This window comes from Leeuwenhoekiella palythoae, from assembly GCF_900130045.1.
Taxonomy (GTDB): domain Bacteria; phylum Bacteroidota; class Bacteroidia; order Flavobacteriales; family Flavobacteriaceae; genus Leeuwenhoekiella; species Leeuwenhoekiella palythoae.
The window spans coordinates 145,733-167,058 of the sequence record NZ_FQXT01000006.1; the positions used below are offsets into that span (position 1 = coordinate 145,733).

The following is a 21,326-nucleotide window of genomic DNA, read 5'->3' on the forward strand; positions in this document are numbered from 1 at the left end:
TTTCCATTATGAAAGAACACACGCATACGTCAGAGCACCACGTTGAAGAAGGTTGCTGCGCAAAACATAGCACATCAGGAACTTCTGAACATCACCATCACGGTACGCTAGCGTTTAAAACCTATGCGCCCGGACTTTTTAGTTTTTTGATGCTGGCTTCAGGAATGTTGCTAGACCATTTTGAAGCATCTTTTTTTAAAGGTACGTGGCGCTTGATTTGGTATATTATTGCTTATATCCCGGTGGGGGTTCCCGTACTTCAAGACAGTTGGGAGAGTATTAAAAAGGGTTCGGTATTTACTGAATTTCTTTTGATGAGCATCGCAACGCTGGGTGCTTTTATCTTAGGCGAATATCCCGAAGGTGTTACGGTAATGTTGTTTTATGCCGTGGGCGAATTGTTTCAGCACGCTGCGGTAGATAAGGCCAAGAACAACATCAAAGCCTTGTTAGATGTACGACCCAATGAAGCTATGGTTTTTAGAGAGGGGAAATTTGTTCCGACGGCTCCTGAAGATGTTAAAATAGGAGAACGCGTTCAGGTGCGCAAAGGTGAAAAAGTACCTTTAGACGGAACTTTGCTAAGCGCGAAAGCTTCTCTAAATACGGCTGCATTAACAGGCGAAAGCAAACCGGATTCGGTTAAACAAGGAGAAACCGTTTATGCCGGAAGCATTAATCTCGATGGAGTTATCGAACTGGAAACTACTGCGATTTTTACAGAAAGTTCCATTGCACGTATTCTTGAACTGGTACAGAACGCCACTACGAGAAAGTCAAAAACCGAATTGTTCATCCGCAAGTTCGCTAAAGTCTACACGCCTATCGTCGCCTTTCTGGCCTTAGCATTAACCTTTTTACCTTACTTCTTTGTTGCCGATTATGTTTTTAAAGAATGGTTATATCGTGCCTTGATTTTCTTGGTGATCTCTTGTCCTTGTGCTTTGGTGATCTCTATTCCGTTGGGGTATTTTGGAGGTTTAGGAGCAGCATCCCGTAACGGAATTTTATTTAAAGGGGCCTCCTTTCTTGATGCGATAACCAAAGTGAAGTTCGTGGTTACTGATAAAACGGGAACGCTTACGCAAGGAGTTTTCCGTATAAAAACCATAGCAACTGAAAACGGCTGGAGCGAAGCAGAATTTATGACTTATGTAAAGGCCTTAGAAGCACAATCAACGCATCCCATAGCTAAGGCGATACAGGAATATCAAGTAGAAAGTTCAAGCGTAGAAGCGCGCGAGGTTCAAGAGCATAGCGGTAAAGGCTTGCAAGCGTTGATCAACGGCAAAACGGTGCTTGCCGGTAATGCGACTTTACTGAAAAGCCATAACATCGAGATTCCGAAAAGTCTTGAGGATATCGTAGAAACTCTGGTACTCGTTGCCATTGACGGTGACTTCGCCGGTTATATTGTAGTTGCCGATGAGCTCAAGCCTGATGCTAAAACAGCTATTCAAAAGCTGAAGGAAGCCGGTGTACAGCAGATTGTGATGCTATCGGGAGATAAAGATACCATTACCCAAAAGGTTGCTAAAAGTCTTGGAATTACTTGGGCAAATGGCGGGCTCCTACCCGAAGATAAACTGCGGGAGGTTGAGCAACTACAGGCGCAAGGGAGTACCAAAGTAGCCTTTATAGGCGATGGAATCAACGATGCGCCGGTTTTAGCAACTGCTGACGTCGGGATTGCTATGGGCGGTTTGGGAAGCGATGTGGCGATAGAGACTGCCGATGTGATTATTCAGACAGACGAACCTTCTAAGGTGGCGCAAGCGATGCGAATAGGAAAAGCTACCCGCAAAATTGTTTGGCAGAATATCGCGTTAGCCTTCGGCGTAAAAGCTGCGGTATTGATCCTTGGTGCAGGCGGACTCGCAACGATGTGGGAAGCGGTGTTTGCCGATGTGGGCGTGGCGTTTCTCGCGATTTTAAACGCGATTCGTTTACAGCACATGAAGTGGGACTAAGCTTAAGGCTGAAGATCGATTTGGTAATCGGTTATTTTTAGTTTCAACACGCCGGTTTTGGTATCCATATTCCGCATAGTTTTGCGGTCAATTTTGGTGTCACTTCCCATAAAATTTAGTGGGATTTTAAGCTTTTCGATAGCAAATGCAACTTCCACATAATTGGGCAGTATGGTCAATGCCTGATCATATTGCATCTTCAGTTTGTAAGTGCCGTTCTTTTTGGTGGTGATCTCTGAAGCGGCGATGCGCTGTTGTTCGGTATCTAAAAACAAGGTTGCCAGCGCCATATCTGAGTCGTCACCGGTAGGAATCACATTGAGCACTTTTACTTGGTTTCCGTCAAGGGTTTGCATTCCGCGATCTACAGTGATAAAAGGATGTTCAAACAATTCAGAAAGCGTAAAATCAAGACCGCGTTTGGGTAAGATCACAAAGTCATCGCTCGAGAATTTGAGGTCTTTTCCACGCTGATATTCCATCTCAGCGCGTTTGGTGGGCATATTGATAAACGGCGCGTCGAGATCTAGTTGAAGCTTTGCCGAAAAGGTATTCACGGCGTCCATCTTTGCTTTTATAGCGAGTAAATCGGCATCTATTTCCTGAGCATTGCAGTTCAAACCGAACAGTAAAAAAGCGATTAAATACAAGGTTTTTATCATCCTACATCTTGTTTGGTAAACAGGTACATTCCGCCAAGGGCGACTAAAAAAGTATAAATAGTCAACGCGATATTATCGATTAGAATCTCCTGTAATTGCAATTCGTAATCAAAAAAGCGCTGCCAGGAATTGGTGAGTTTAGCGAAGAAAAAACGTTCCATACTACCCAAACCAAAATCGGCTTTTAAAAGCAGCGAACTCAAAATAAGAAAGAATGCTGAGGCGATCCAGGTTTTTGCAGGTTCCTTCAACAGTATCCCAAGCGTAACGCTTACCGTGGTAAAAAAAAGCATACTCAAAGTTCCCGAAGCGAAGGCCATCAGGATGCGTTTAAATGCTTCTTCCGCAGGGAAAAAATTGAGCGTTCCCAAATAGACCACCAGATCACCGCTACCAAAAATACCGTAGGCGAGGAGGAAGGTACTCGTCATTAGCAAAAGCAACATCAACAATGTGAAAATCGCTGAGGTAAGGTATTTAGCCAGCATTAATTTACGCTTGCTTACAGCCTGAAGCATCAGCGTTTTTAATGTGCCGTTTTTGTATTCTTCGGTTATAAGGGCCGAGCTGACGATCATTAAGATGAGCGGTAGATTAAACCACAGCGAGTTGAGAATGATGTAGAGCAGCAAATTTCCGTTTAAAAGTGTTCCCTCAAAATAGAAGGATTGGCGTAGATTGTCGAGTAATAATTCTAAGATCGTTGCCCCTTGAAAGTAGGCGGCGATAAGAATGATAAACTCGATAAGCAAGACCGCAGCGACCGCATACCAGGTTTTACTTTCTCTAAAAAGTTTAAATAATTCAGCTTTTAATAAAGGTATCATGCGTTAAGCGGAATTATAAGTTGTTCTAATGAAATGTTGGGAACACAAGAATGTACCTCAAACCCTTCTTCTAAAGTGCTTCGGAGTACGACTGAAACCGGAATATGTTCACAATTGATGGTCACCGTGTTTGTCTCGGCGTGCAGCACATAGGGTTGAAGACTTTGAGCTTTTTCAATAGCTGTTCCGGTGAGTGTATACACCGAAATAAGTGCGTTGAGCAGGGTTTGCGTAGGACCTTCATTAACGATTTTACCTTGATCGATCACATAAAGATAATCGCAGGACTTTTGAAGTTCTGCCATCAGATGCGACGAAACCAAGATTGCGATATTTTGTTGCGCAAGCGTTTTAATCAATTGAATTAGCGAAGCCACTCCCGTAGGATCCAAACCAGAAAAAGGTTCGTCTAAAATGAGTATATCAGGCGCATTGAGTAATGCGATGGCAATCCCTAGACGCTGTTTCATCCCCATCGAAAAGTTGCGCACAGGATCTTTACGATCTAGTGGAAGTCCCACTTGAGTTAAATAATTTTCCAGCGAAGTGCGATCTGCCGGAGCAGCTTGAATTTGAGCAAAAAGTTTGAGGTTTTCGTAAGCGTTGAGGTAGGTGTACAGTCCCGGTTCTTCGATCACGGCACCAATAGGTTTAGCTTTTTTGGAGTCTTGCTGTACCGCTCCATCATCTGGTGTGATCAAACCGCAAAGTATTTTAAAAAGTGTGGTTTTTCCGGCACCGTTGCGACCTAAGAGTCCGCTGATTTTTCCGGGTTCAAGAGAAATCGAAACCGCATCGAGCACCTTTCCTGATTTATAGGATTTGCTCAGCTTGATCGCATTTAGCATTCCGTTGTGATTTTTTGCGCGTTTCTAAATTCAAATTTTGGTTCGTAATATTTCTCTAAAAAGGTACGGGACCAAAAGTATTTTTTAAAAGGAAACAACGGATCCTGAATCATAAACTGCGGGATAAAGTGATACCATTTTATACCCGCTTGCGCATAATGCTGTTCGATCTCTGTTTGCATTCCTAATTCTTTAGCAGCAGCGTATAACGCCATGCGCTGGCATTTACTGCCTTTGTAATGTTCTGCGATTTTAGGCGTAAACCCGTGCTGAAACAAGTGATCTTTGATGCGTTTGTAGTTTTGAAAACGCGACCAGACATCCATAGTCACCAGAAAAATATGAATGAAAGAAAACATCAGGCACCACAACCAGAACGCGATGATAAGTATTGTTTTTTCGGTATAGGCTTCTACAAATTTAGTGTAGTAAAAAACCGTTTCCAGAATAAACAAAAACAACGCGCCATATAAGAGTTTGCCTACATTCCAATAGGAAACAAAGGTGCTGGGTTGTTTGGGTAAATCACTAAAGTGCATGAATAAACGGGCTGAGTGCTACAAGTATACGCATTTACAGGTTTTGATAACAAGAAAGGCTTAGGATTAACTGTATTTTTTAGAAAAATACAGTTTAACCTGACGGAATTAAAAATCTGATAGTTATAGCCTAAAAAGAAGCAGATTATTAATCCACCTTCATCACCTCAGTTTTTTCGGAGATCCCATTTTCATTAAAGGCTTCGATGGAAAAATAATAGGTCTGATCCCGATCTAAACAGCGCATAAAGAGCTCGTGGTCGTTATAAACCAACCACGACTGATACAGTTTATCAGGAGCAATACCCCAACGAATGTTATAGCCTTGTGCGTTTTTGATAACATCCCAAGTGAGTTGTGCATCCCTGCGGTCAGGTTGTCGAGCTACTTTAAAAGCTTTGACCTTTGTAGGTTTTTTGCCAAATCCTTTTCCAAAGACACGAATTTCAGAGAGTGCGAGATTATTGCCGGGAACTTTGATGTTTTTGTAACGGATGTACTGTGCTTTTACCGGTTGGTTTAACACCAGATAGGCATTGGGCGTGTCTTTATAACTTTTAGAACGATCGATAACGGTTTCCCAGGTTTTGCCATCCTCTGAAGCTTCAATGATAAAGCGATGCTTTAAGCCCTCAACACGCGTGTAGATCCCGCTTTCGTGATCGTGAAAATTCAGTTGTAGTGCATATATATTTCCGGGCTTATTCATTTCGATACTAACCCATTGCTGTGCATCATTCGCTTCAGCAACCCAAAATGACTTTGGGTTTTCGTCAGTCAATACTTCAGAAAGAATACTTCCATTAGCATTGGTTTTTTGAGGGATTTCGGTGACTTCAAAATCCCCATCAGTAATCGTGCTTTTGGTGATTTGCAATTGCGAGGACGAAACGGTCACCTTCCCTTTATAGGACAATAACATCCAGCCGTTATGTTCACCGGCTTTAGTTGGGTGGCTTGGCGCATGACGCGGATAATCGCCATAACTGGTATTGGAATACATGAGTCCGTCTTCATCAAAATAAGTAGGAAACATACACAGGCGGCGCTCCCAATGCGAGTTAGAAGCCAGAGCCATCGTTGCAAAATGCCAGTACTGCCCGTTGGTTTGCTTTACCGTGATCCCGTGGCCCGCCCCGTTGGTAAAGCCTCCGGGTTTAAAACTCATCGGGTTGTTGGGCATATATTCAAACGGACCTAGCGGCGTTTCGCCCACATAAACTCCGTCTCCGTAGACATTGAATTGTGTGCCGGGCGCAGCGTATTGCAGGTAGTATTTTCCATTATGTTTGGTCATCGAAGCGCCTTCCATATAGCCTTCTTTTAGGGTAGGGTGGAAGTTGTTTTCGCCAAAACGCTCCCAGCCGTGCGCTTCTTCATCCAGATTGATGAGATCCTTGGTTACGCCGGTTTCTAACATACGATCATTTTTATTGAGCATTTTGACCCGAATGGGATGCACATTTGACGAACCCCAATACAAATAGGTTTTGCCATCGTCGTCAATAAACAATTCAGAATCCTGAATGTTGTTGCTTATGGAAGCTACCGGATTCCATAATCCTTCCTTGGGATTATCGGTATATAAGATACTACCATATCCTGCAGGATCTCCGGCAAAATAAACCAGCGAATCTTTATAATTAAATGCGGTAGGAGCGTTGCTTCCCTCAAAAAACCATTGTTTGGGTTTGATGAATTCCCAATTAACCAGATCAGTAGAATGCCAATAACCAAAGGAGCGGGTGACAAACATATAATACTCCCCACGAAACTCGATCACCGCAGGGTCTGCACCCGAGCGGTACGATATGTTCTTACTCGAATTATAGACCATATAGGTATAATCAATATCTAGGGGATTGATATAGCTTTCAGGGATCATCTCTTGCGCTCTGCTCAACGAATTTAGGAGCAAGAAAATGAATACTGGAAGTAACTGTAGTTTTTTCATAGGAGTTATTTTTTCAATAGGAGGCTTACTTTCCAATACAAAAATTAGCAAAAATATTGCCCAGCAATTCATCGTTAGTGACCTGACCTGTGATTTCGCCAAAGTGATACAAAGCTTCTCGAATATCGATTGCCAACAAATCACCGCTTAAGCCGGCATCGATGCCCAGTTGTACTTTTTCAATTTCTTCTAAAGCTTTGAGTAGGGCGTCGTAATGACGGGAGTTGGTTACCAGAGTTTCATTATTGCGAAGGGCTCCGGTATTCACAAACTGAAGCAACTGCTCCTTAAGTGCTTCAACACCAGTTCCGGTTTTAGCTGAAATTAGCAAAACCGCCGATTTGTTACCTTCTGAGACCAGTTTGGCAAGTTGGTTGTTGATCGATTCTTGTTCAGCTTCCGTGAGGTGATCGATCTTGTTGGCTACTAGGACCAATGGCTTGTCTGGGAAGCGATTTCTTATCTTTTGTATTTCCACCGTAAATAATTCGGCTTGATCTTTAAATTTTTCAGAATTGATCAGGTAAAGAACCACCTGAGCTTGTGCGATCTTTTCAAAGGTTTTTTTAATCCCCAAACCTTCAATAACATCTGCGGTTTCGCGGATTCCCGCCGTATCTATAAACCGGAAACCAATACCACCTATTGAAATTTCATCTTCGATAGTATCTCTAGTAGTACCGGCGATATCACTAACAATAGCACGTTCTTCGTTGAGCAAGGCGTTCAATAAGGTTGATTTACCCACATTAGGTTCGCCCACAATAGCCACAGGAATTCCGTTTTTGATCACATTTCCGGTTGCAAAAGAGTCGATAAGTCGTTTAAGAACGCGTGTAATTTTTGATATTAATTGCTGAAATTCTTCGCGATTGGCAAATTCCACATCTTCTTCAGCAAAGTCAAGTTCGAGCTCGATAAGCGAAGCAAAATTGAGTAATTCTTGACGCAGCTGAGCAATTTCGTTTGAGAAACCGCCGCGCATTTGCTGCATAGCGATCTGATGCGCTCCAGCGTTATCACTGGCGATGAGATCTGCTACAGCTTCCGCCTGACTCAAATCCATTTTCCCGTTGATGAACGCACGTAGAGTAAATTCGCCGGCTTTTGCTGCCCGGCAGCCATTTCTAAATAAAAGCTGAAGAATTTCTTGCTGAATGTAAGAACTACCGTGACACGAAATTTCAACCGTCGGCTCTCCGGTATAGGAGCGTTTCCCTTTAAAAATAGAAACTAAAACTTCATCAATGATCCGGGAACCATCAATAATGTTGCCCAGATGAAGCGTGTGCGAATCTTGCTCGATCAGCTTTTTTTTGCTTTTCGCTTGAAAAAGATCAGAAACGATCGAAAGCGCCTGAGTTCCTGAAACCCGAATTACAGCAATTGCTCCAGCGCCTGGCGCAGTCGCTAATGCAGCTATAGTGTCTTGAATTTGCATGCTGCAAAATTACAAAATAAGCAGCTCGCAACAGCCCATAAAAAATCCCCGATACACTAAAGTATCGAGGATTTTCAACTAACTAACCAACCAAAAAAATCAAACTATGTCCCACGATCGTGGGGTTTATCATTATGACCTACGACTACGCGTACTATAAACCGTTTGCGAGCGTACACCGTGTACTTTATATGCTTTACTGATAGTCCCCGTTTGCTTATAAATACGCCCGCTTCTATCATAGTGCATTTTTAAATTTCCTATTTTAGCTAGGCGTCCTTTTTTATAAGTAAGCGCTATATCACCTATCTTTTCAACACTTCCATTACGATGATAATCAATGTTCAAATTACCTATTTGTGCTACTTGACCATTACGGTTGTATTGAATATATCCTTTACGATACGCTTGATTTGAACCATAAACCGAATTGGGATTGTAATAAATCTGGTTTACCCTTCTACCATTCAAGCTTATCGACGCTGGTGGGAGATTAAAATCTAATGTTCCGTCAGGATAAACTAAAAATTCAACACCACGTTCTATAAAAACTACAGGTTCCAATTGCAATTTGCTTGCAGTATTTGCTGTACGCGTTTGCCCTTGTAAACGTTCATTTGCCTGTGCAGAAACTCCGACTACGAAGCTTACTGCTAAAAAGAGTAAGGTGCGTTTCATAATTTTTAGTTTTTGAGATAACGCGCGTTGCGTTGTCTCGGTTCTGATAAGTATAAACCAAACCGCGTGCCAAAAATTAAAATCACGTATTTGTGATAGTACTGGGAAGAGTTTTGTGGAGTTTAAGTATATGAAATTGAATAATTTTAAATAAAAAAAAGAGGTGTGAAAAAATCACACCTCTTGACTGTTTTACAATTTTATGGGCACTACAAAGGGTTTATTACTCCGTACCGAAGGTTATCGAGATGCCTAAAAATTGAAAATTGGTTTCCAAATAATGCTTTATAGAACTGCCCGGTCGCGGGAGACAAACTTGCCTATGATATGTTATTTTCCATTAAAGTTTGTCTTTTAGATAAGGAGCAGTATATGATTTTTTATTTTTAGCAACCTCTTCCGGGGTTCCTGAAGCGATGAGATATCCGCCGTTTTCGCCACCTTCAAGACCTAAATCAATTACGTGATCTGCACATTTGATCAGGTCTAAATTGTGTTCAACAACAAGAATAGAATGTCCTTTTTTGATCAATGCCTGAAAGGAAGTAAGCAATTTCTGAATATCATGAAAGTGCAAACCTGTAGTAGGTTCGTCAAAAATAAATAGATTCTTTTCTTTGGAAGTGCCTTTGACTAAAAAGGAAGCGAGCTTGATACGCTGTGCCTCGCCACCAGAAAGGGTAGACGAACTTTGCCCTAAAGTGACATAGCCTAAGCCCACATCTTGCAAAGGTTTAAGCTTGCGGGTGATTTTATCTTGCTTGTGCTCTTTAAAAAAGGCAATAGCATCATCGATGGTCATATTAAGTATGTCATCAATATTCTTGTCTTCAAACGTAACCTCAAGCACCTCTTTTTTAAAGCGTTTGCCTTTACATACTTCGCATTCTAGATGCACATCTGCCATAAACTGCATCTCAATGGTGACTTCGCCTTCGCCTTTACAATTTTCACAACGCCCCCCATCAACATTAAAGGAGAAATGTTTGGTTTGGAAATTTCTGATTTTACTCAATTTCTGACCAGCAAAAAGCGAACGAATATCATCATAGGCTTTGATGTAGGTCACAGGATTGGAACGTGAAGAACGACCAATAGGATTTTGATCTACAAATTCAATATGATTGATATTATCAAACTTTCCTTCAATCCCGGTCATTTGGCCCATTTTCTCACCATAACCGCCGGTTTCTTTAAGTAGGGCAGGGTAGAGCAGTTTTTTTACCAGCGTACTTTTACCACTTCCGGAAACTCCGGTTACTGCGACAAACATTCCTAACGGGAAACGTACATCTATATTTTTCAGGTTGTTTTCTCGTGCGCCTTTGACCTCAACATAATATTTAGATTCCCGGCGTTTTTCAGGGACTTTAATTTCAAGATCACCATTGAGATATTTTGCGGTAAGTGATTCACTTTTTAGAATCTCATCATACGTACCCACAGCAACAACATCACCGCCAAAGGTTCCGGCTTCCGGACCAATATCGATAATCTCATCTGCTGCTTTCATAATGTCTTCATCATGTTCTACAACGATCACCGTATTTCCTAAATCTCTAAGATTTTTAAGAACTTCTATAAGACGTTCGGTATCTTTCGGGTGGAGGCCAATGCTGGGCTCATCTAGTATATACATAGATCCCACAAGGCTGCTTCCCAATGAAGTCGCAAGGTTGATTCGTTGAGATTCTCCTCCGGAAAGGGTATTTGATTTTCGGTTTAACGTAAGGTAATTTAAGCCTACTTTAGACAAGAATTCTAATCGACTCTCGATCTCAGTAAGCAGACGTTTTGCGATTTTGCTATCGTGTTCACTCAGTTGAAGATTCTTAAAAAAGTCAGCCACTTTATTAAGCGGAAGCCCTACAAGGTCTGTGATTGTAGTTCCACCAATTTTGACATAATTCGCCTCTTTACGCAGACGTTTGCCACCACAGGTTTTACAACGCGTTTTTCCGCGGTAGCGTGACAACATCACCCGATTTTGAATTTTATATGCTTTGGACTCCAAAAATTCAAAAAATTGATGAATACCTTCAAAATACTGATTTCCATTCCATAACAACTCTTTTTGCGCGTCGCTGAGCTCAAAATAAGGTTTGTGAATAGGGAAATCAAATTTATAAGCGTTGTTTACCAGCTGGTCGCGATAGTAACTCATACTATCGCCACGCCAAGGAAATACAGCATTTTCATAAACTGAAAGTGCTGTGTTTGGAACGGCCAAATCTTCATCAATACCAATCACATCACCGTAACCTTCACACGTAGGGCAAGCGCCATAAGGATTGTTAAAACTGAACAAATGCACATTAGGCTCTAAAAAGCTCATGCCGTCCAATTCAAAACTATTGCTAAAGTGACGTTGCTTGCCGGTATCAAGATCTTCAATAAAAGCTTCTCCTTTACCCTCATAAAAGGCCGTTTGCACGGCATCAGCTAAGCGATTGTAAAAGTCTTCATCATCTTTTTTGATAATTCGGTCTACCACTAGAAAGAGTTTGTCTGTTTTTTTGATACTTCCGGCTTCATCAATACGTACGACGGTGTCATTGACTTTAATCCGTGCGTAACCTTGCTGCTGAAGGATATTAAGTTTTTCTTCAATTTTGCGTCCTTCTTCAACTAGAAAGGGAGCAAGTAATAAGAGTTTGCTACGCTCATCAAACTGCTTTACATAATCTACAACATCGGTCACGGTATCCTTCTTAACCTCATCACCAGAGATAGGAGAGTAGGTCTTCCCAATTCGGGCAAAAAGCAATTTGAGGTAATCGTAAATTTCAGTAGACGTTCCTACGGTTGAGCGCGGATTAGTACTGTTTACCTTTTGCTCGATAGCGATCGCGGGTGCAATACCTTTTATATAGTCAACCTTTGGTTTGTTAAGTCGGCCCAAAAATTGCCGTGCATACGACGACAGGCTTTCTACATACCTGCGCTGACCTTCGGCATAAAGCGTGTCAAAAGCAAGACTTGATTTTCCTGATCCAGACAAACCGGTTATCACAACCAGCTTGTTACGTGGAATAATGGTATTTATATTTTTTAGGTTATGAAGCTTGGCCCCTTTAATGATAATATTCTCTTTAGGGTTGGCTTTTGAAACGTCAACAATCATAGCAATTTGTATAGGTATGCAAAGATAATTTATAGGATTGATACGCGCTCAAAGATTTGGCCAACGTCCTGTTAATGTTAAAATTGTACAGGACGTGTTGTTTATTTGGAATGAAAGTTGTTATATTTGGTTTGTATTAACATTAACAGAACGCCTATACCTTAAAATTACTTTTTAAAATTTTTACCGGCCCTAAGGCCAAATTTAACCTACAAAAGTAATTTTATGGAAGAAATGTTAACTACAGACGCGACTCTGGTGAGCAGCTATATTAAAGGCGACGAGTCGGCACTTTCTATATTAATTTCGAGACATCAGCAACGAGTATATAGTTTTATTTATTCAAAGGTTTATGACCGTGATGTAACCGAAGATATTTTTCAAGACACCTTTATCAAAGTCATACGCACGCTAAAACGCGGTGGTTATAATGAAGAGGGTAAATTTTTACCCTGGGTAATGCGCATTTCGCATAATCTGGTTATAGACCATTTTAGAAAGAATAAGCGAATGCCAAAATTTGATAACACGGGCGACTTCAATATTTTTTCTGTTTTAGGAGATCCTGATCTAAATGCTGAAAAAAGAATTATCAAAGATCAGGTGGAAGAAGATGTACGTAAACTTATTGACGAACTTCCTGAAGATCAGCGCGATGTTTTGGTGATGCGCATCTATAAAGATATGAGTTTTAAAGAGATAGCAGAGCGCACTGATGTGAGCATCAATACCGCCTTAGGTCGTATGCGTTATGCACTGATCAACCTGCGTAAAGTGATTGAGAAAAACAATATAGTTTTAACAAATTAAGATAGACTAAATCCAGAAAGTGTGCGTTATATAGGGACTATTAACCAAACGTCATTTATATGGAAAACATTTACTCAAAAAAAGCGTGCGCGCTTGACAACAATTTAAAACCGACCCAAGAGACGGTTGACCGCATTTTAAATTATTCTAAGGCTTTAAGTGTTATGAATACCAAATTTGGGAAGTTTGAGAATCTTCTCAATTAAAACTGAAAAGACCCGCAACTTGCGGGTCTTTTTTTTGGCGCCGCCAAAGGGTATAATCTCCTCAAGGCTGGCTCAGAATAATAATTTTCTCAGAGAATGCTTTTAAGAGTTGCCCCGAGTTTATGTGTTAGTATTCTGTAATGACTTCTCGTGCATCTGGAATTGTTGATCTTAATTCGAATTGTGTTTGCAGGTTTTTCTCTAATTGAGCAAAACGTTCTGATTTATTAGCAAGTTGAATTTGATTGAAACTATCTGTGAATGCTTGCATACTGCGTTTACCCACTCTCAAATTCTGAAAAACATTGGAGATGAACGCATTCATTTCTGCTTCTCCGATTTCGTTTTCCAAAATTTTAAACTGTTCAGGAGAAATAAGCAACGCGCTAAGTTCGCGTCTCTCTGAAGCCAGACCGGAATTAGAAGTGTTTCCTTCTAAGAAGGAGTTTAGGTTATTGTATTGATCAACACTGTATTTTTTCAGATAACGCAGTTTTACATATTTCGCTAAAGATTGAAGAAGCATACGGTCTAACTGACTTTCCGGTTTAAAAGCACTTGCCATATAAAAGTAGGCATCACCTTCTTCTATGGCATCGTCTATTTTCTTAACGTCAACTTGCGCCCCTGTGTTGATGATTGTATTGTATGTAGATTCATTACCATATACCGGCGAACTTACTTGCGCATAGACTACTTTGTCATTGGGTGATACTTGGGTCAATTCTTCTAGAAATCCGCGCGTTTTAGCAAACTTAGCCTCAAGTGCGGGGATGGCTTCTTGAGGAACATTTATGTAATTAGCATATTTTCCGGTTTGATATTCAAGATTACCGGCCAATAAAACTAAATCTCCTTCGGCCTGGGCATTTGTAAATTCAGTCCCACTTGGCTGCGGTTGCCCTTTACCTATATAAATTTTATCACAATCTTCGCAATTAGCGGTAATGCTGTAGGTATAATTAAAAGGATCCATGTAATCTGAGATATTACTCGATTTATTGACGATCTCAGGATACCATTTATCTGAATTGGTCGCTCTTAGAACACCGTTAGAATATACTAATTGCCCTTTGTAACGTTTTGCTCCACCTTCGCTATCAAAATTTTTAAACTTTCCCTCGGTAACAATCGTAAGTGTAGATTGTGGCGTGATTACCACCTCGCAGCCTACCAGAACGGTATAGATCAAACAATCAGTACAGTTTTGAGGAACTTTGCTAGAAGCAATGCGCTCACCATTTAGGGAGATCGATTTTACCTTGATAAACTCATTGAGTCTAAACGACAAGGTCTGTGTATCCACAGGTAGATTGCTTAATGTGTATGTGGCATCGATGGTTTCATCTTCTAAAGAGATGTTCACCGTACCATCTAAGTGACTTAAAGCTTGACCAATACTCAGGTTGGCACACATCATAAGAAAGAAAAAGAGTAGCGTTCTGCTCATAAAATTCTAATTTCTAGTTTAAAATTAAACAAGCAGAAATTAAACTTTTTTAAAACAGCATTTTGTGGTTGTTCATCTATAAAAATGAACGTTAATCCGAAAGTCGATTAAAAGCCTAGATAAATTGTCAATTTTTTAGACTAACAGCCTTTGATATAATCAAATTGAATTTTAGAATTAGAAAATTGAGGCGCAAATGACTTGAAAATGAGTCGAGATTGACTAGAGCACTATTATTGAAAATAATTTTTTAAGAAAAAATTAACGAATAGGAGTTTGATAAACGATCGCTTCGATACCTGAATCTAATTTAATCAGGACTCTCTCATAAGCTTCACTCTCATAAGTGTCAGTGAACTTTAATTCGTGCTCTGATAAGTAGAAAACAACACCTTCAACACTATCCTGCGGATTACCGGTTGGTTTTGCGATGGGGTAGGCGATATAATTGAAGGAAGAATCCAGAAGATTAATGCGTTCTAAAATATACCCTGAAAGGCGATCAGGTTGCCCCTCTAGCACGCGGTTATAGAGTTCCTTTTGAACTTCAGGATCTTGAAGGGTGCCATAACTAAAAACAGCGATTTGATTTGGGGAATCCGTTTCCATTTAGCGCTTTAATGTTACGTGACCTTGATAATTTACAATAGATCCGTCTGTTTTTGTCAAAAGCACTTTGTACCAATAATCGTCTGCCGGAAGATTGCTGCCGCGTGTACTGCCGTCCCAGCTCGAATTGAAATCGTAAAGCGTTTTTAAGAGCTTTCCGAATCTATTAAAAATAAGAATTTGAATCGCAGAAAATTCATTTGAAACAACACCTTGTGCTCCCCACGTATCGTGATAACCATCATTATTTGGCGTGAAATACTTTGGGAAACCTAGGACAGGAATTTCAATACTGCTTATTCCGCAACCGTTCTGGTCACGCACGTATAAAGTTTGCAAACCAATAGCAACATCGTCAAATGTCGGGTCTGTCTGATACGGACCTATGGGATCGCCCAATGCAAATTCATAATCCCCAATTCCCAGCAGGCTTAAATCAGCAATATGTATACTGTTGCTCCCATTTTCCTGAATAACTTCAATATTCTCTAGCTCGAGTAGCGCAGCTTCAGAAGCGATAACTTCAATTTGCTTAGGTTCAGAAATGCATCCGTAAGCTGTAGTTGCGGTGACTGTATAAATTCCCGGAGTGGTAACGGTAACCTGAGCCGATGTGCTTATACGTGTGTTTGAAGCATCATACCAACTGTAATTATAAACACCTTGTGCATTTTCGGTTTCTAGGGTAAACGAACTCGCGTTACTGCAAAATTTGCCCTCATTAACGACATCAAATATTGGGAGTGCTTCTACTTGAAGCTCTAAATGCGGACCCACTCCGTAACATCCACCAGAATCTTGATCTTCAACGCGTACGTATACGATTTGATTGTAAGCAACCTCGTTTCGGTAGAAGCTGGCGGTGTTTATTTCATTTTGAGCTAAGAGAGCATCCTGTTCAGAACGGAAATAGGAAACCTCAAGATTAGCCCCTGACGGAAACACATTCAGCATTGCTGAAGAAGCTTCGTTGAGGTCAAAATCCATAAAACCATCCTGTTGAGCATCGGTGTCGCAGCTGGTTAAATTGTATAAAAAACCAGTGGGGAAAGTGGTGGTGGAAACCTGTAGCTGCACTTCAGAAACTGCAGAACAGCCCGCACTATTGAAAATATACGCATAAATTGTATTGCCAGAAGCATTGTTATAGGGCGTTGTCAAAACATTACTTCCAGAATTGGTATCCGCGTCAAAACGCGTGCTGTAAAAGGTTACATGAACAGCAGGATCAGCTGTTAAATACGGAATGATTTGTTGTAAATTAAAATCTACAAATCCATCAGGCGTTCCATCTTCATCACAATTAGAAAATGTGATCTGATTGGGGGCTGCAACCTCCGGAAGAATTTCTGCCTGAACCGCTCTTCTTTTTCCGGAAGTACATCCTGCAGGTTCTGCGGCCACATAAAAGGTTTGCGAACTTGTTAAATTTGGAGTGAATTGAGTGCCCGTAAATAAAATATTTCCTCCACTTTGACTATCATACCAGTGCAACTCACCGGCATTTGTAGTCGCATCCAATGTGACAACGCCGGGACCACACCGCGAATCTCCGGTAGCTGAAGTGACAGGAATACGAATTTGAGTAGCTGCTGCAATTTTTAATACAGGATCACCCGGCATTCCGCCATATTCAACAATATATCCTTTTGCCTGAAAAAGCGGATTGGTTTCTCCCGTGGTTCTTAAATCATTCCAAGAACCTTCAATGCCAACTCCAGGAGCGGTGATATGCGCATAGTCTTCTCCACCGTTAGTATTGTTTGGTTCTCCCGGATTCCAATATGCGAAAGTTGTGGTGCTACCGCCGGGGCCACCTCTCCAAAATTCTAAACCGCCAGCTAGACCTTCTGGTCCTGTAACCCATTCCCAAACGCCTTCTACAGCTTCATCGGTGCCACCAATCCAGCCGGCACCTTGGGTTTGTTCTCCGCACAAAACAGCTTCATCAAGTGTTGTAATGGTTGCGAGATAGCCTTGAAGACCGTAATAGGTTCTGTTTTCTGCTGCTATCCTTGCATCTTGCCAAGTAATAAGATTGGCAGGTACATACTCATAATAATGATCAGATGAGGGGAGGTAATTGGCTTGACCAATACTGATAGAAAACTCTTTTTTTCCGCTCACCGAAGCGTCATCACTTCTAAAGGTTACTGCTTCAACCGCCTCAATTATTTCAGCGTTGGTTATAGTTGAAGAAAAACGAAGTGTAAGTTTTCCATCTGCTGCATTGAAACTTTGGGTGATATTAGGATTGAGGTTGGGAAACTCTAAAAAGTCGTTTCCTTGCTCATAGCCCGAAGAAATTTGAATGTAAAGCGCATCGATCACCGTCCCTCCAGGGTTATTGAGCTCAAAATCAGTAGCAATGGGAATTGAAGTCAACGGACAATACACTTGATCTCCCACAGCGGTGAGTTCAGGAGCTTGCCCGAAGATGGAAGTGTATGCAAAAAAAAGACTTAGTAAGAGGTATTTATAATTCATACACTAATTTTCGTTGTCGGTTGCTTGATAGGCTCCGGAATCTATGTGTTCTTCTCGGGCAATGCCTAAAAGGTCTGTGGGCACCTGAATTGCACCGCTTTCATTTCCCAAAGCCCTAGCGGCAGAAGGAGCGATGATTTTATAATTGTTTAGAGAAGTATTTTCAAAATTAGGGTCTTCATTTAAAAGTATATCGGTGTACAAAGTTTCGTTAGCAAACTGATATAAAGGGTTAGCAGTAAAATCATCAAAGGGATCTTCAAAGCGCACTAAGCTATTTGAAAAATTATACTGAAATGTTGCTGCATCTACTGCTTCGAGTCCTAATTCTCTTGTTGCGTTTCCGTAGATGATACTATTGGTAAATTGGGCTTTAGTAAGGTCAGCGATTAATAATTCGTCTTCGGTTTCTAAAAAATTCGCTAACTGTACCGAAGGCGTATTTCTAAAACTTTGATTCCAATAATTAGCAAATGTACTGTGTACAAACTCATAACTTCCACCTTGCCGGGCCCAAAAATTCGAAATTCCGGAATTTCCTATCACGAGATTTTCTCCTAAAATGGAAGCATTAACACCGTAAAGCCCCACCGAAGCTGTGTTGTAAATCTGAACATTTTTGAGGTAATGGTCAGGGGTGTTGGTGTTAGAATGTCCCTCAGCCAAAATGCCAATCGCATTATTTTTAATTGTAACATGCTGCATACGTGCAGTGCTTCCCGGGGTGAACCACAGCGTGCCCCATTGACCGGGAACAGCACTAAATTCAGGCTCCAGCCGATCTCCTTCCAAAATGATCTCACCTTCTAAACGATCAGGATCTTGGCTTAAACTTCCGTCAGCTTCCAGCCTGGCGCCGTTACTCAGTATGATCCCGCTATTTTCGTGAAAATGAATACGCGCTCCTGCTTCAATACGCAAGGTTTGTTCGTCTGCAACACCGGCATAGCCATAAATCACGTAGGGTTTTTGATTCGTCCAAACAAGCTGATCTTCTTCTAAAATAAAACCTTCAATGGTGATTGCATTGCCATCTTCGTCAGTGCCTAAAGTCAAGGTTTCTTTGATACCTTGAGCATTCCGTTCAGGAAATAAAAAAATAGCGTCTTGAATAAGGGTGACCAATGCTACCCGCTGCTCGTAAACTCCAGAATCAAAAAGGATTTGATCTGTGTATAAAAACTGATCTTCGTCTTGCTGTGAAGCGTTAACTGTGGTTTCCACGAAAACATAGATACTGTCTTTAGCAGGCAGTTCTACATTTTCAAAAGTTTTTCCCGGAATTCCATCAATATTAAGCCGGTATTGCGAATTTTCGCCTTGCGCGAGTCGCACTTGAGGAATGCTAATGAGTTCGTTAGATCGGTTGTAAACCTTAAAACTATAGGTGCTGCTACCAATGTTTGAAAAAACCGTGTCTAAAAAAATAGTATCTCTTGAGAATTCTAAATTCCCCGTGCTTAGGCTGGGTTCAAAATCTGTTCTGCACGAATGAAGCAGGAGCAGCCCGAAACCGACAAAAGCACTTAAAAGACTACATTTTAGGAGGTTTTTCAAAGTAGTTATTTCTTAATCAAACGAATTTCAAACAGCTTGTCCCAGTGTTTACCGGTAACATAAAGTTGCTTTGTTGCTGCGTTGTATGCAATACCATTAAGCACTTCGTTATCAGCATCGGTAATGGAACTGATTTCCTTTTTTAGCGGACGTAGATCAACCACACCCTCGATCGCTCCCGATGTTGGATTAATTATTGAAATGCTATCAAACTGATAACTATTAGCGTAGATCTTACCATCTACCCACTCCAGTTCGTTGTATTTAGAGCGTAGTTTTTTAGAATCTACAACCTGAATATACTCTTGTTCAGCAAAAGTTTGCGGGTCAAGCAGCCATATTTTTTCAGTGCCGTCAGATTTATAGATCACCTGGCCGTCATTACACAATCCCCAACCTTCTTTGCTTTTTCCGTAGTTGAAAGTGTCGGTTTTTTCAAAACTGTTGAGGTCATACACAAAACCTACATTCTCACGCCAAGTCAATTGAACAAGCTGGTTGTTAATCACCGTTAAGCCTTCGGCGAAATATTTTTTCTCAAGATCTTTGCGCTCCAAGATTTTTCCGGTTTCTAATTCTGTTTTGAGCAGACCAGATTCACCATATTCTCCCACGCTTTCATATAAGATGTTATCGTGAAATTCTAAACCTTGTGTGTACGAACTTTTGTCATGTGGGTAGGTATTGACAATCTCATAGGTATATAACGTAGGAGTTTCAGAAGCTAAAAAGGTAAGTTTAGAATTTAGCGTGGCTTGTTTTCCTTCGGCATAGACCTGCGCGCTCAAATTTTTGGCTCCTAATTTAGTTACATCAAAAGCGATCTCCAGAGCACTTAAATCTGTTTTGGTTCCTAAGACTGCACCATCAAGTTTATAAATTACAGAATCTATAGGGATTTCTCCTTTTGATTTCAGGCTTATGCTTACCTGATCGCCATTTTTAAGACTGTTTTCGGCCTTATTTAGGGTGAGTTTAAAACTTTTACTTAAATCTTTTCCGTTGCCGCAAGCCAGTAAAGTAAGGCTTAAAATAAAGACAGCGAGAAGGTTATAAATGCGCATGGGATTGTAAATTTTGTGGTCAAGTTAAATCAATAAATTCAGTTTAAAAAACGTTTGGTATACTGTTCTATTGCTGTATATTTGCAGCCGGCAAGTCCTACACAACCAGCTCCTGTCGAATTCCCCCAGGGCGGGAACGCAGCAAGGGTAGATGGTCGTAGCGGTGTGATGTAGGTAGCTTGCCTTTTTTTATGCCCTAATATTACGTATTTTCCCCGCTCTAAATTATTAATATGTCTCAAGTAGTCTTGATCACAGGAGCCTCTTCAGGAATCGGGAAATCTATCGCAGAATTTTTAGTTACCAAAGGTTTTATCGTTTATGGCACAAGCCGAAACCCCAAAAATGAACTCGTAAATGGGGTGCATTTTCTTGCCTTAGATGTAACACAAGGTGAAACGGTTAAAGCTGCGGTAGCTGCAGTGCTCGCCAAAGAGTCGCGCATTGATGTACTTATCAATAATGCCGGAAAGGGAATTACCGGTCCTTTAGAAGAAATTCCGGAGGAAGAGCTCAAATCTATTTTTGAAACAAATTATTTTGGTCCGTTAAAAGTCATTAAAGCGGTTTTGCCTGCAATGCGTGAGCAACGCAGCGGACTGATAATTAACGTGACGTCTATTGCGGGTTATATGGGGCTGCCGTATCGTAGCGCGTATTCTGCGACTAAAGGCGCATTAGGTTTGACCACCGAAGCTTTAAGAATGGAATTGAAAGAGTTTAATATCAAACTCACCAATGTAGCTCCTGGAGATTTTGCGACGAATATTGCTTCCGGGCGCTATCACGCACCTTTAAAGGAAACGTCACCGTATAAAGAAAACTACGGCAAATCACTCGCTTTAATGGACGAACACGTAGACCACGGTGAGGATCCTCAGAAAATGGGTAAAGCCGTTTATGCAATTATTACCGAAAAAGAACCTAAAGTGCATTACAAAGTAGGTGCATTTATGCAAAAGATTTCTGTTTTTCTCAAAGGTGTGCTGCCGAGCAAAATCTATGAGCGTTTGCTGCTCAATCACTATAAATTGTAGATTGAAGGTTAATTTAGTGTAAAATCAACACTTAACAGGTTTTAAACGTCTTGTTCTTAAATA

General features: G+C 41.0%; 17 protein-coding genes and 1 other RNA gene. 5 read left to right on the top strand and 13 right to left on the bottom strand.

The window, feature by feature from the left end; genetic code table 11:
* Positions 1–8 precede the first annotated feature (8 nt).
* Complete coding sequence (locus BUA96_RS15510) at positions 9–1,970, top strand: heavy metal translocating P-type ATPase (RefSeq protein WP_072984906.1); 1,962 nt, start codon at positions 9–11, stop codon at positions 1,968–1,970.
* Between the two features lie 2 nt (positions 1,971–1,972).
* On the opposite strand, the gene BUA96_RS15515 is transcribed toward BUA96_RS15510, so the two are convergent.
* The 8 genes from BUA96_RS15515 to uvrA all read right to left on the bottom strand — a co-directional run bounded on the left by BUA96_RS15515 (position 1,973) and on the right by uvrA (position 12,043).
* On the bottom strand, positions 1,973–2,632 hold the full coding sequence (locus BUA96_RS15515) for a hypothetical protein (protein ID WP_072984648.1): 660 nt from the start codon (positions 2,630–2,632) through the stop codon (positions 1,973–1,975).
* A complete protein-coding gene (locus BUA96_RS15520; RefSeq protein WP_072984650.1) occupies positions 2,629–3,459 on the bottom strand; it encodes an ABC transporter permease in 831 nt (276 codons plus the stop codon). The genes BUA96_RS15515 and BUA96_RS15520 overlap by 4 nt, the downstream gene beginning before the upstream one ends.
* The gene (locus BUA96_RS15525) at positions 3,456–4,307 is read right to left on the bottom strand and encodes an ABC transporter ATP-binding protein (RefSeq protein WP_072984651.1); all 852 of its coding nucleotides are present in this window, start codon (positions 4,305–4,307) and stop codon (positions 3,456–3,458) included. Before BUA96_RS15525 ends, BUA96_RS15520 begins: the two co-directional genes overlap by 4 nt.
* Positions 4,301–4,846, bottom strand: coding sequence for a hypothetical protein (locus BUA96_RS15530; RefSeq protein WP_072984652.1), 546 nt, complete (start codon positions 4,844–4,846; stop codon positions 4,301–4,303). Before BUA96_RS15530 ends, BUA96_RS15525 begins: the two co-directional genes overlap by 7 nt.
* 148 nt (positions 4,847–4,994) lie before the next feature.
* Positions 4,995–6,800, bottom strand: coding sequence for a family 43 glycosylhydrolase (locus tag BUA96_RS15535; protein WP_072984908.1), 1,806 nt, complete (start codon positions 6,798–6,800; stop codon positions 4,995–4,997).
* A 25-nt stretch (positions 6,801–6,825) separates the two neighbouring features.
* On the bottom strand, positions 6,826–8,241 hold the full coding sequence (gene mnmE, locus BUA96_RS15540; protein ID WP_072984653.1) for a tRNA uridine-5-carboxymethylaminomethyl(34) synthesis GTPase MnmE: 1,416 nt from the start codon (positions 8,239–8,241) through the stop codon (positions 6,826–6,828).
* Positions 8,242–8,373: 132 nt separating this feature from the next.
* Positions 8,374–8,919, bottom strand: a complete 546-nt coding sequence (locus BUA96_RS15545) for a hypothetical protein (RefSeq protein WP_072984655.1) — start codon at positions 8,917–8,919, stop codon at positions 8,374–8,376.
* Between the two features lie 340 nt (positions 8,920–9,259).
* Complete coding sequence (uvrA, locus tag BUA96_RS15550; RefSeq protein ID WP_072984657.1) at positions 9,260–12,043, bottom strand: excinuclease ABC subunit UvrA; 2,784 nt, start codon at positions 12,041–12,043, stop codon at positions 9,260–9,262.
* 225 nt (positions 12,044–12,268) lie between these two features.
* On the opposite strand from uvrA, the gene BUA96_RS15555 reads away from it, so the two are divergent.
* Entirely contained in the window at positions 12,269–12,853 is a 585-nt protein-coding gene (locus BUA96_RS15555) for an RNA polymerase sigma factor (protein WP_072984659.1), read from the top strand.
* A 59-nt stretch (positions 12,854–12,912) separates the two neighbouring features.
* Complete coding sequence (locus BUA96_RS17320) at positions 12,913–13,059, top strand: hypothetical protein (RefSeq protein ID WP_164916945.1); 147 nt, start codon at positions 12,913–12,915, stop codon at positions 13,057–13,059.
* 127 nt (positions 13,060–13,186) lie between these two features.
* Here BUA96_RS17320 and BUA96_RS15560 read toward each other — a convergent pair whose 3' ends face one another.
* The 5 genes from BUA96_RS15560 to BUA96_RS15580 form a co-directional block, all read right to left on the bottom strand.
* Positions 13,187–14,509 (bottom strand): hypothetical protein, encoded by a 1,323-nt coding sequence (locus BUA96_RS15560; RefSeq protein ID WP_072984661.1) that lies wholly within the window; start codon positions 14,507–14,509, stop codon positions 13,187–13,189.
* Between the two features lie 261 nt (positions 14,510–14,770).
* On the bottom strand, positions 14,771–15,118 hold the full coding sequence (locus tag BUA96_RS15565) for a gamma-glutamylcyclotransferase family protein (protein ID WP_072984663.1): 348 nt from the start codon (positions 15,116–15,118) through the stop codon (positions 14,771–14,773).
* Positions 15,119–17,605 (bottom strand): T9SS type B sorting domain-containing protein, encoded by a 2,487-nt coding sequence (locus BUA96_RS15570; RefSeq protein WP_072984665.1) that lies wholly within the window; start codon positions 17,603–17,605, stop codon positions 15,119–15,121.
* Positions 17,606–17,608: 3 nt separating this feature from the next.
* Entirely contained in the window at positions 17,609–19,162 is a 1,554-nt protein-coding gene (locus BUA96_RS15575; protein ID WP_072984667.1) for a hypothetical protein, read from the bottom strand.
* Between the two features lie 5 nt (positions 19,163–19,167).
* A complete protein-coding gene (locus BUA96_RS15580) occupies positions 19,168–20,226 on the bottom strand; it encodes a glutaminyl-peptide cyclotransferase (protein ID WP_072984669.1) in 1,059 nt (352 codons plus the stop codon).
* An 88-nt stretch (positions 20,227–20,314) separates the two neighbouring features.
* Between BUA96_RS15580 and ffs the strand changes: the two genes are divergently transcribed.
* Positions 20,315–20,414: signal recognition particle sRNA small type (gene ffs / locus BUA96_RS15585), an RNA gene on the top strand.
* A 45-nt stretch (positions 20,415–20,459) separates the two neighbouring features.
* Positions 20,460–21,263, top strand: coding sequence for an SDR family oxidoreductase (locus BUA96_RS15590; protein ID WP_072984671.1), 804 nt, complete (start codon positions 20,460–20,462; stop codon positions 21,261–21,263).
* The last annotated feature ends 63 nt before the right edge of the window (positions 21,264–21,326 follow it).

Excerpts from the sequence above, each read along its gene's own strand:
- BUA96_RS15535 (WP_072984908.1), bottom strand. The coding sequence starts at position 6,800 with ATGAAAAAACTACAGTTACTTCCAGTATTCATTTTCTTGCTCCTAAAT.
- BUA96_RS15530 (WP_072984652.1), bottom strand. The coding sequence starts at position 4,846 with ATGCACTTTAGTGATTTACCCAAACAACCCAGCACCTTTGTTTCCTAT.
- BUA96_RS15520 (WP_072984650.1), bottom strand. The coding sequence starts at position 3,459 with ATGATACCTTTATTAAAAGCTGAATTATTTAAACTTTTTAGAGAAAGT.
- BUA96_RS15510 (WP_072984906.1), top strand. The coding sequence starts at position 9 with ATGAAAGAACACACGCATACGTCAGAGCACCACGTTGAAGAAGGTTGC.
- BUA96_RS15515 (WP_072984648.1), bottom strand. The coding sequence starts at position 2,632 with ATGATAAAAACCTTGTATTTAATCGCTTTTTTACTGTTCGGTTTGAAC.
- BUA96_RS15565 (WP_072984663.1), bottom strand. The coding sequence starts at position 15,118 with ATGGAAACGGATTCCCCAAATCAAATCGCTGTTTTTAGTTATGGCACC.
- BUA96_RS15545 (WP_072984655.1), bottom strand. The coding sequence starts at position 8,919 with ATGAAACGCACCTTACTCTTTTTAGCAGTAAGCTTCGTAGTCGGAGTT.
- mnmE (WP_072984653.1), bottom strand. The coding sequence starts at position 8,241 with ATGCAAATTCAAGACACTATAGCTGCATTAGCGACTGCGCCAGGCGCT.
- BUA96_RS15560 (WP_072984661.1), bottom strand. The coding sequence starts at position 14,509 with ATGAGCAGAACGCTACTCTTTTTCTTTCTTATGATGTGTGCCAACCTG.
- BUA96_RS15580 (WP_072984669.1), bottom strand. The coding sequence starts at position 20,226 with ATGCGCATTTATAACCTTCTCGCTGTCTTTATTTTAAGCCTTACTTTA.
- BUA96_RS15555 (WP_072984659.1), top strand. The coding sequence starts at position 12,269 with ATGGAAGAAATGTTAACTACAGACGCGACTCTGGTGAGCAGCTATATT.
- BUA96_RS15570 (WP_072984665.1), bottom strand. The coding sequence starts at position 17,605 with ATGAATTATAAATACCTCTTACTAAGTCTTTTTTTTGCATACACTTCC.
- uvrA (WP_072984657.1), bottom strand. The coding sequence starts at position 12,043 with ATGATTGTTGACGTTTCAAAAGCCAACCCTAAAGAGAATATTATCATT.
- BUA96_RS15525 (WP_072984651.1), bottom strand. The coding sequence starts at position 4,307 with ATGCTAAATGCGATCAAGCTGAGCAAATCCTATAAATCAGGAAAGGTG.
- BUA96_RS15590 (WP_072984671.1), top strand. The coding sequence starts at position 20,460 with ATGTCTCAAGTAGTCTTGATCACAGGAGCCTCTTCAGGAATCGGGAAA.
- BUA96_RS17320 (WP_164916945.1), top strand. The coding sequence starts at position 12,913 with ATGGAAAACATTTACTCAAAAAAAGCGTGCGCGCTTGACAACAATTTA.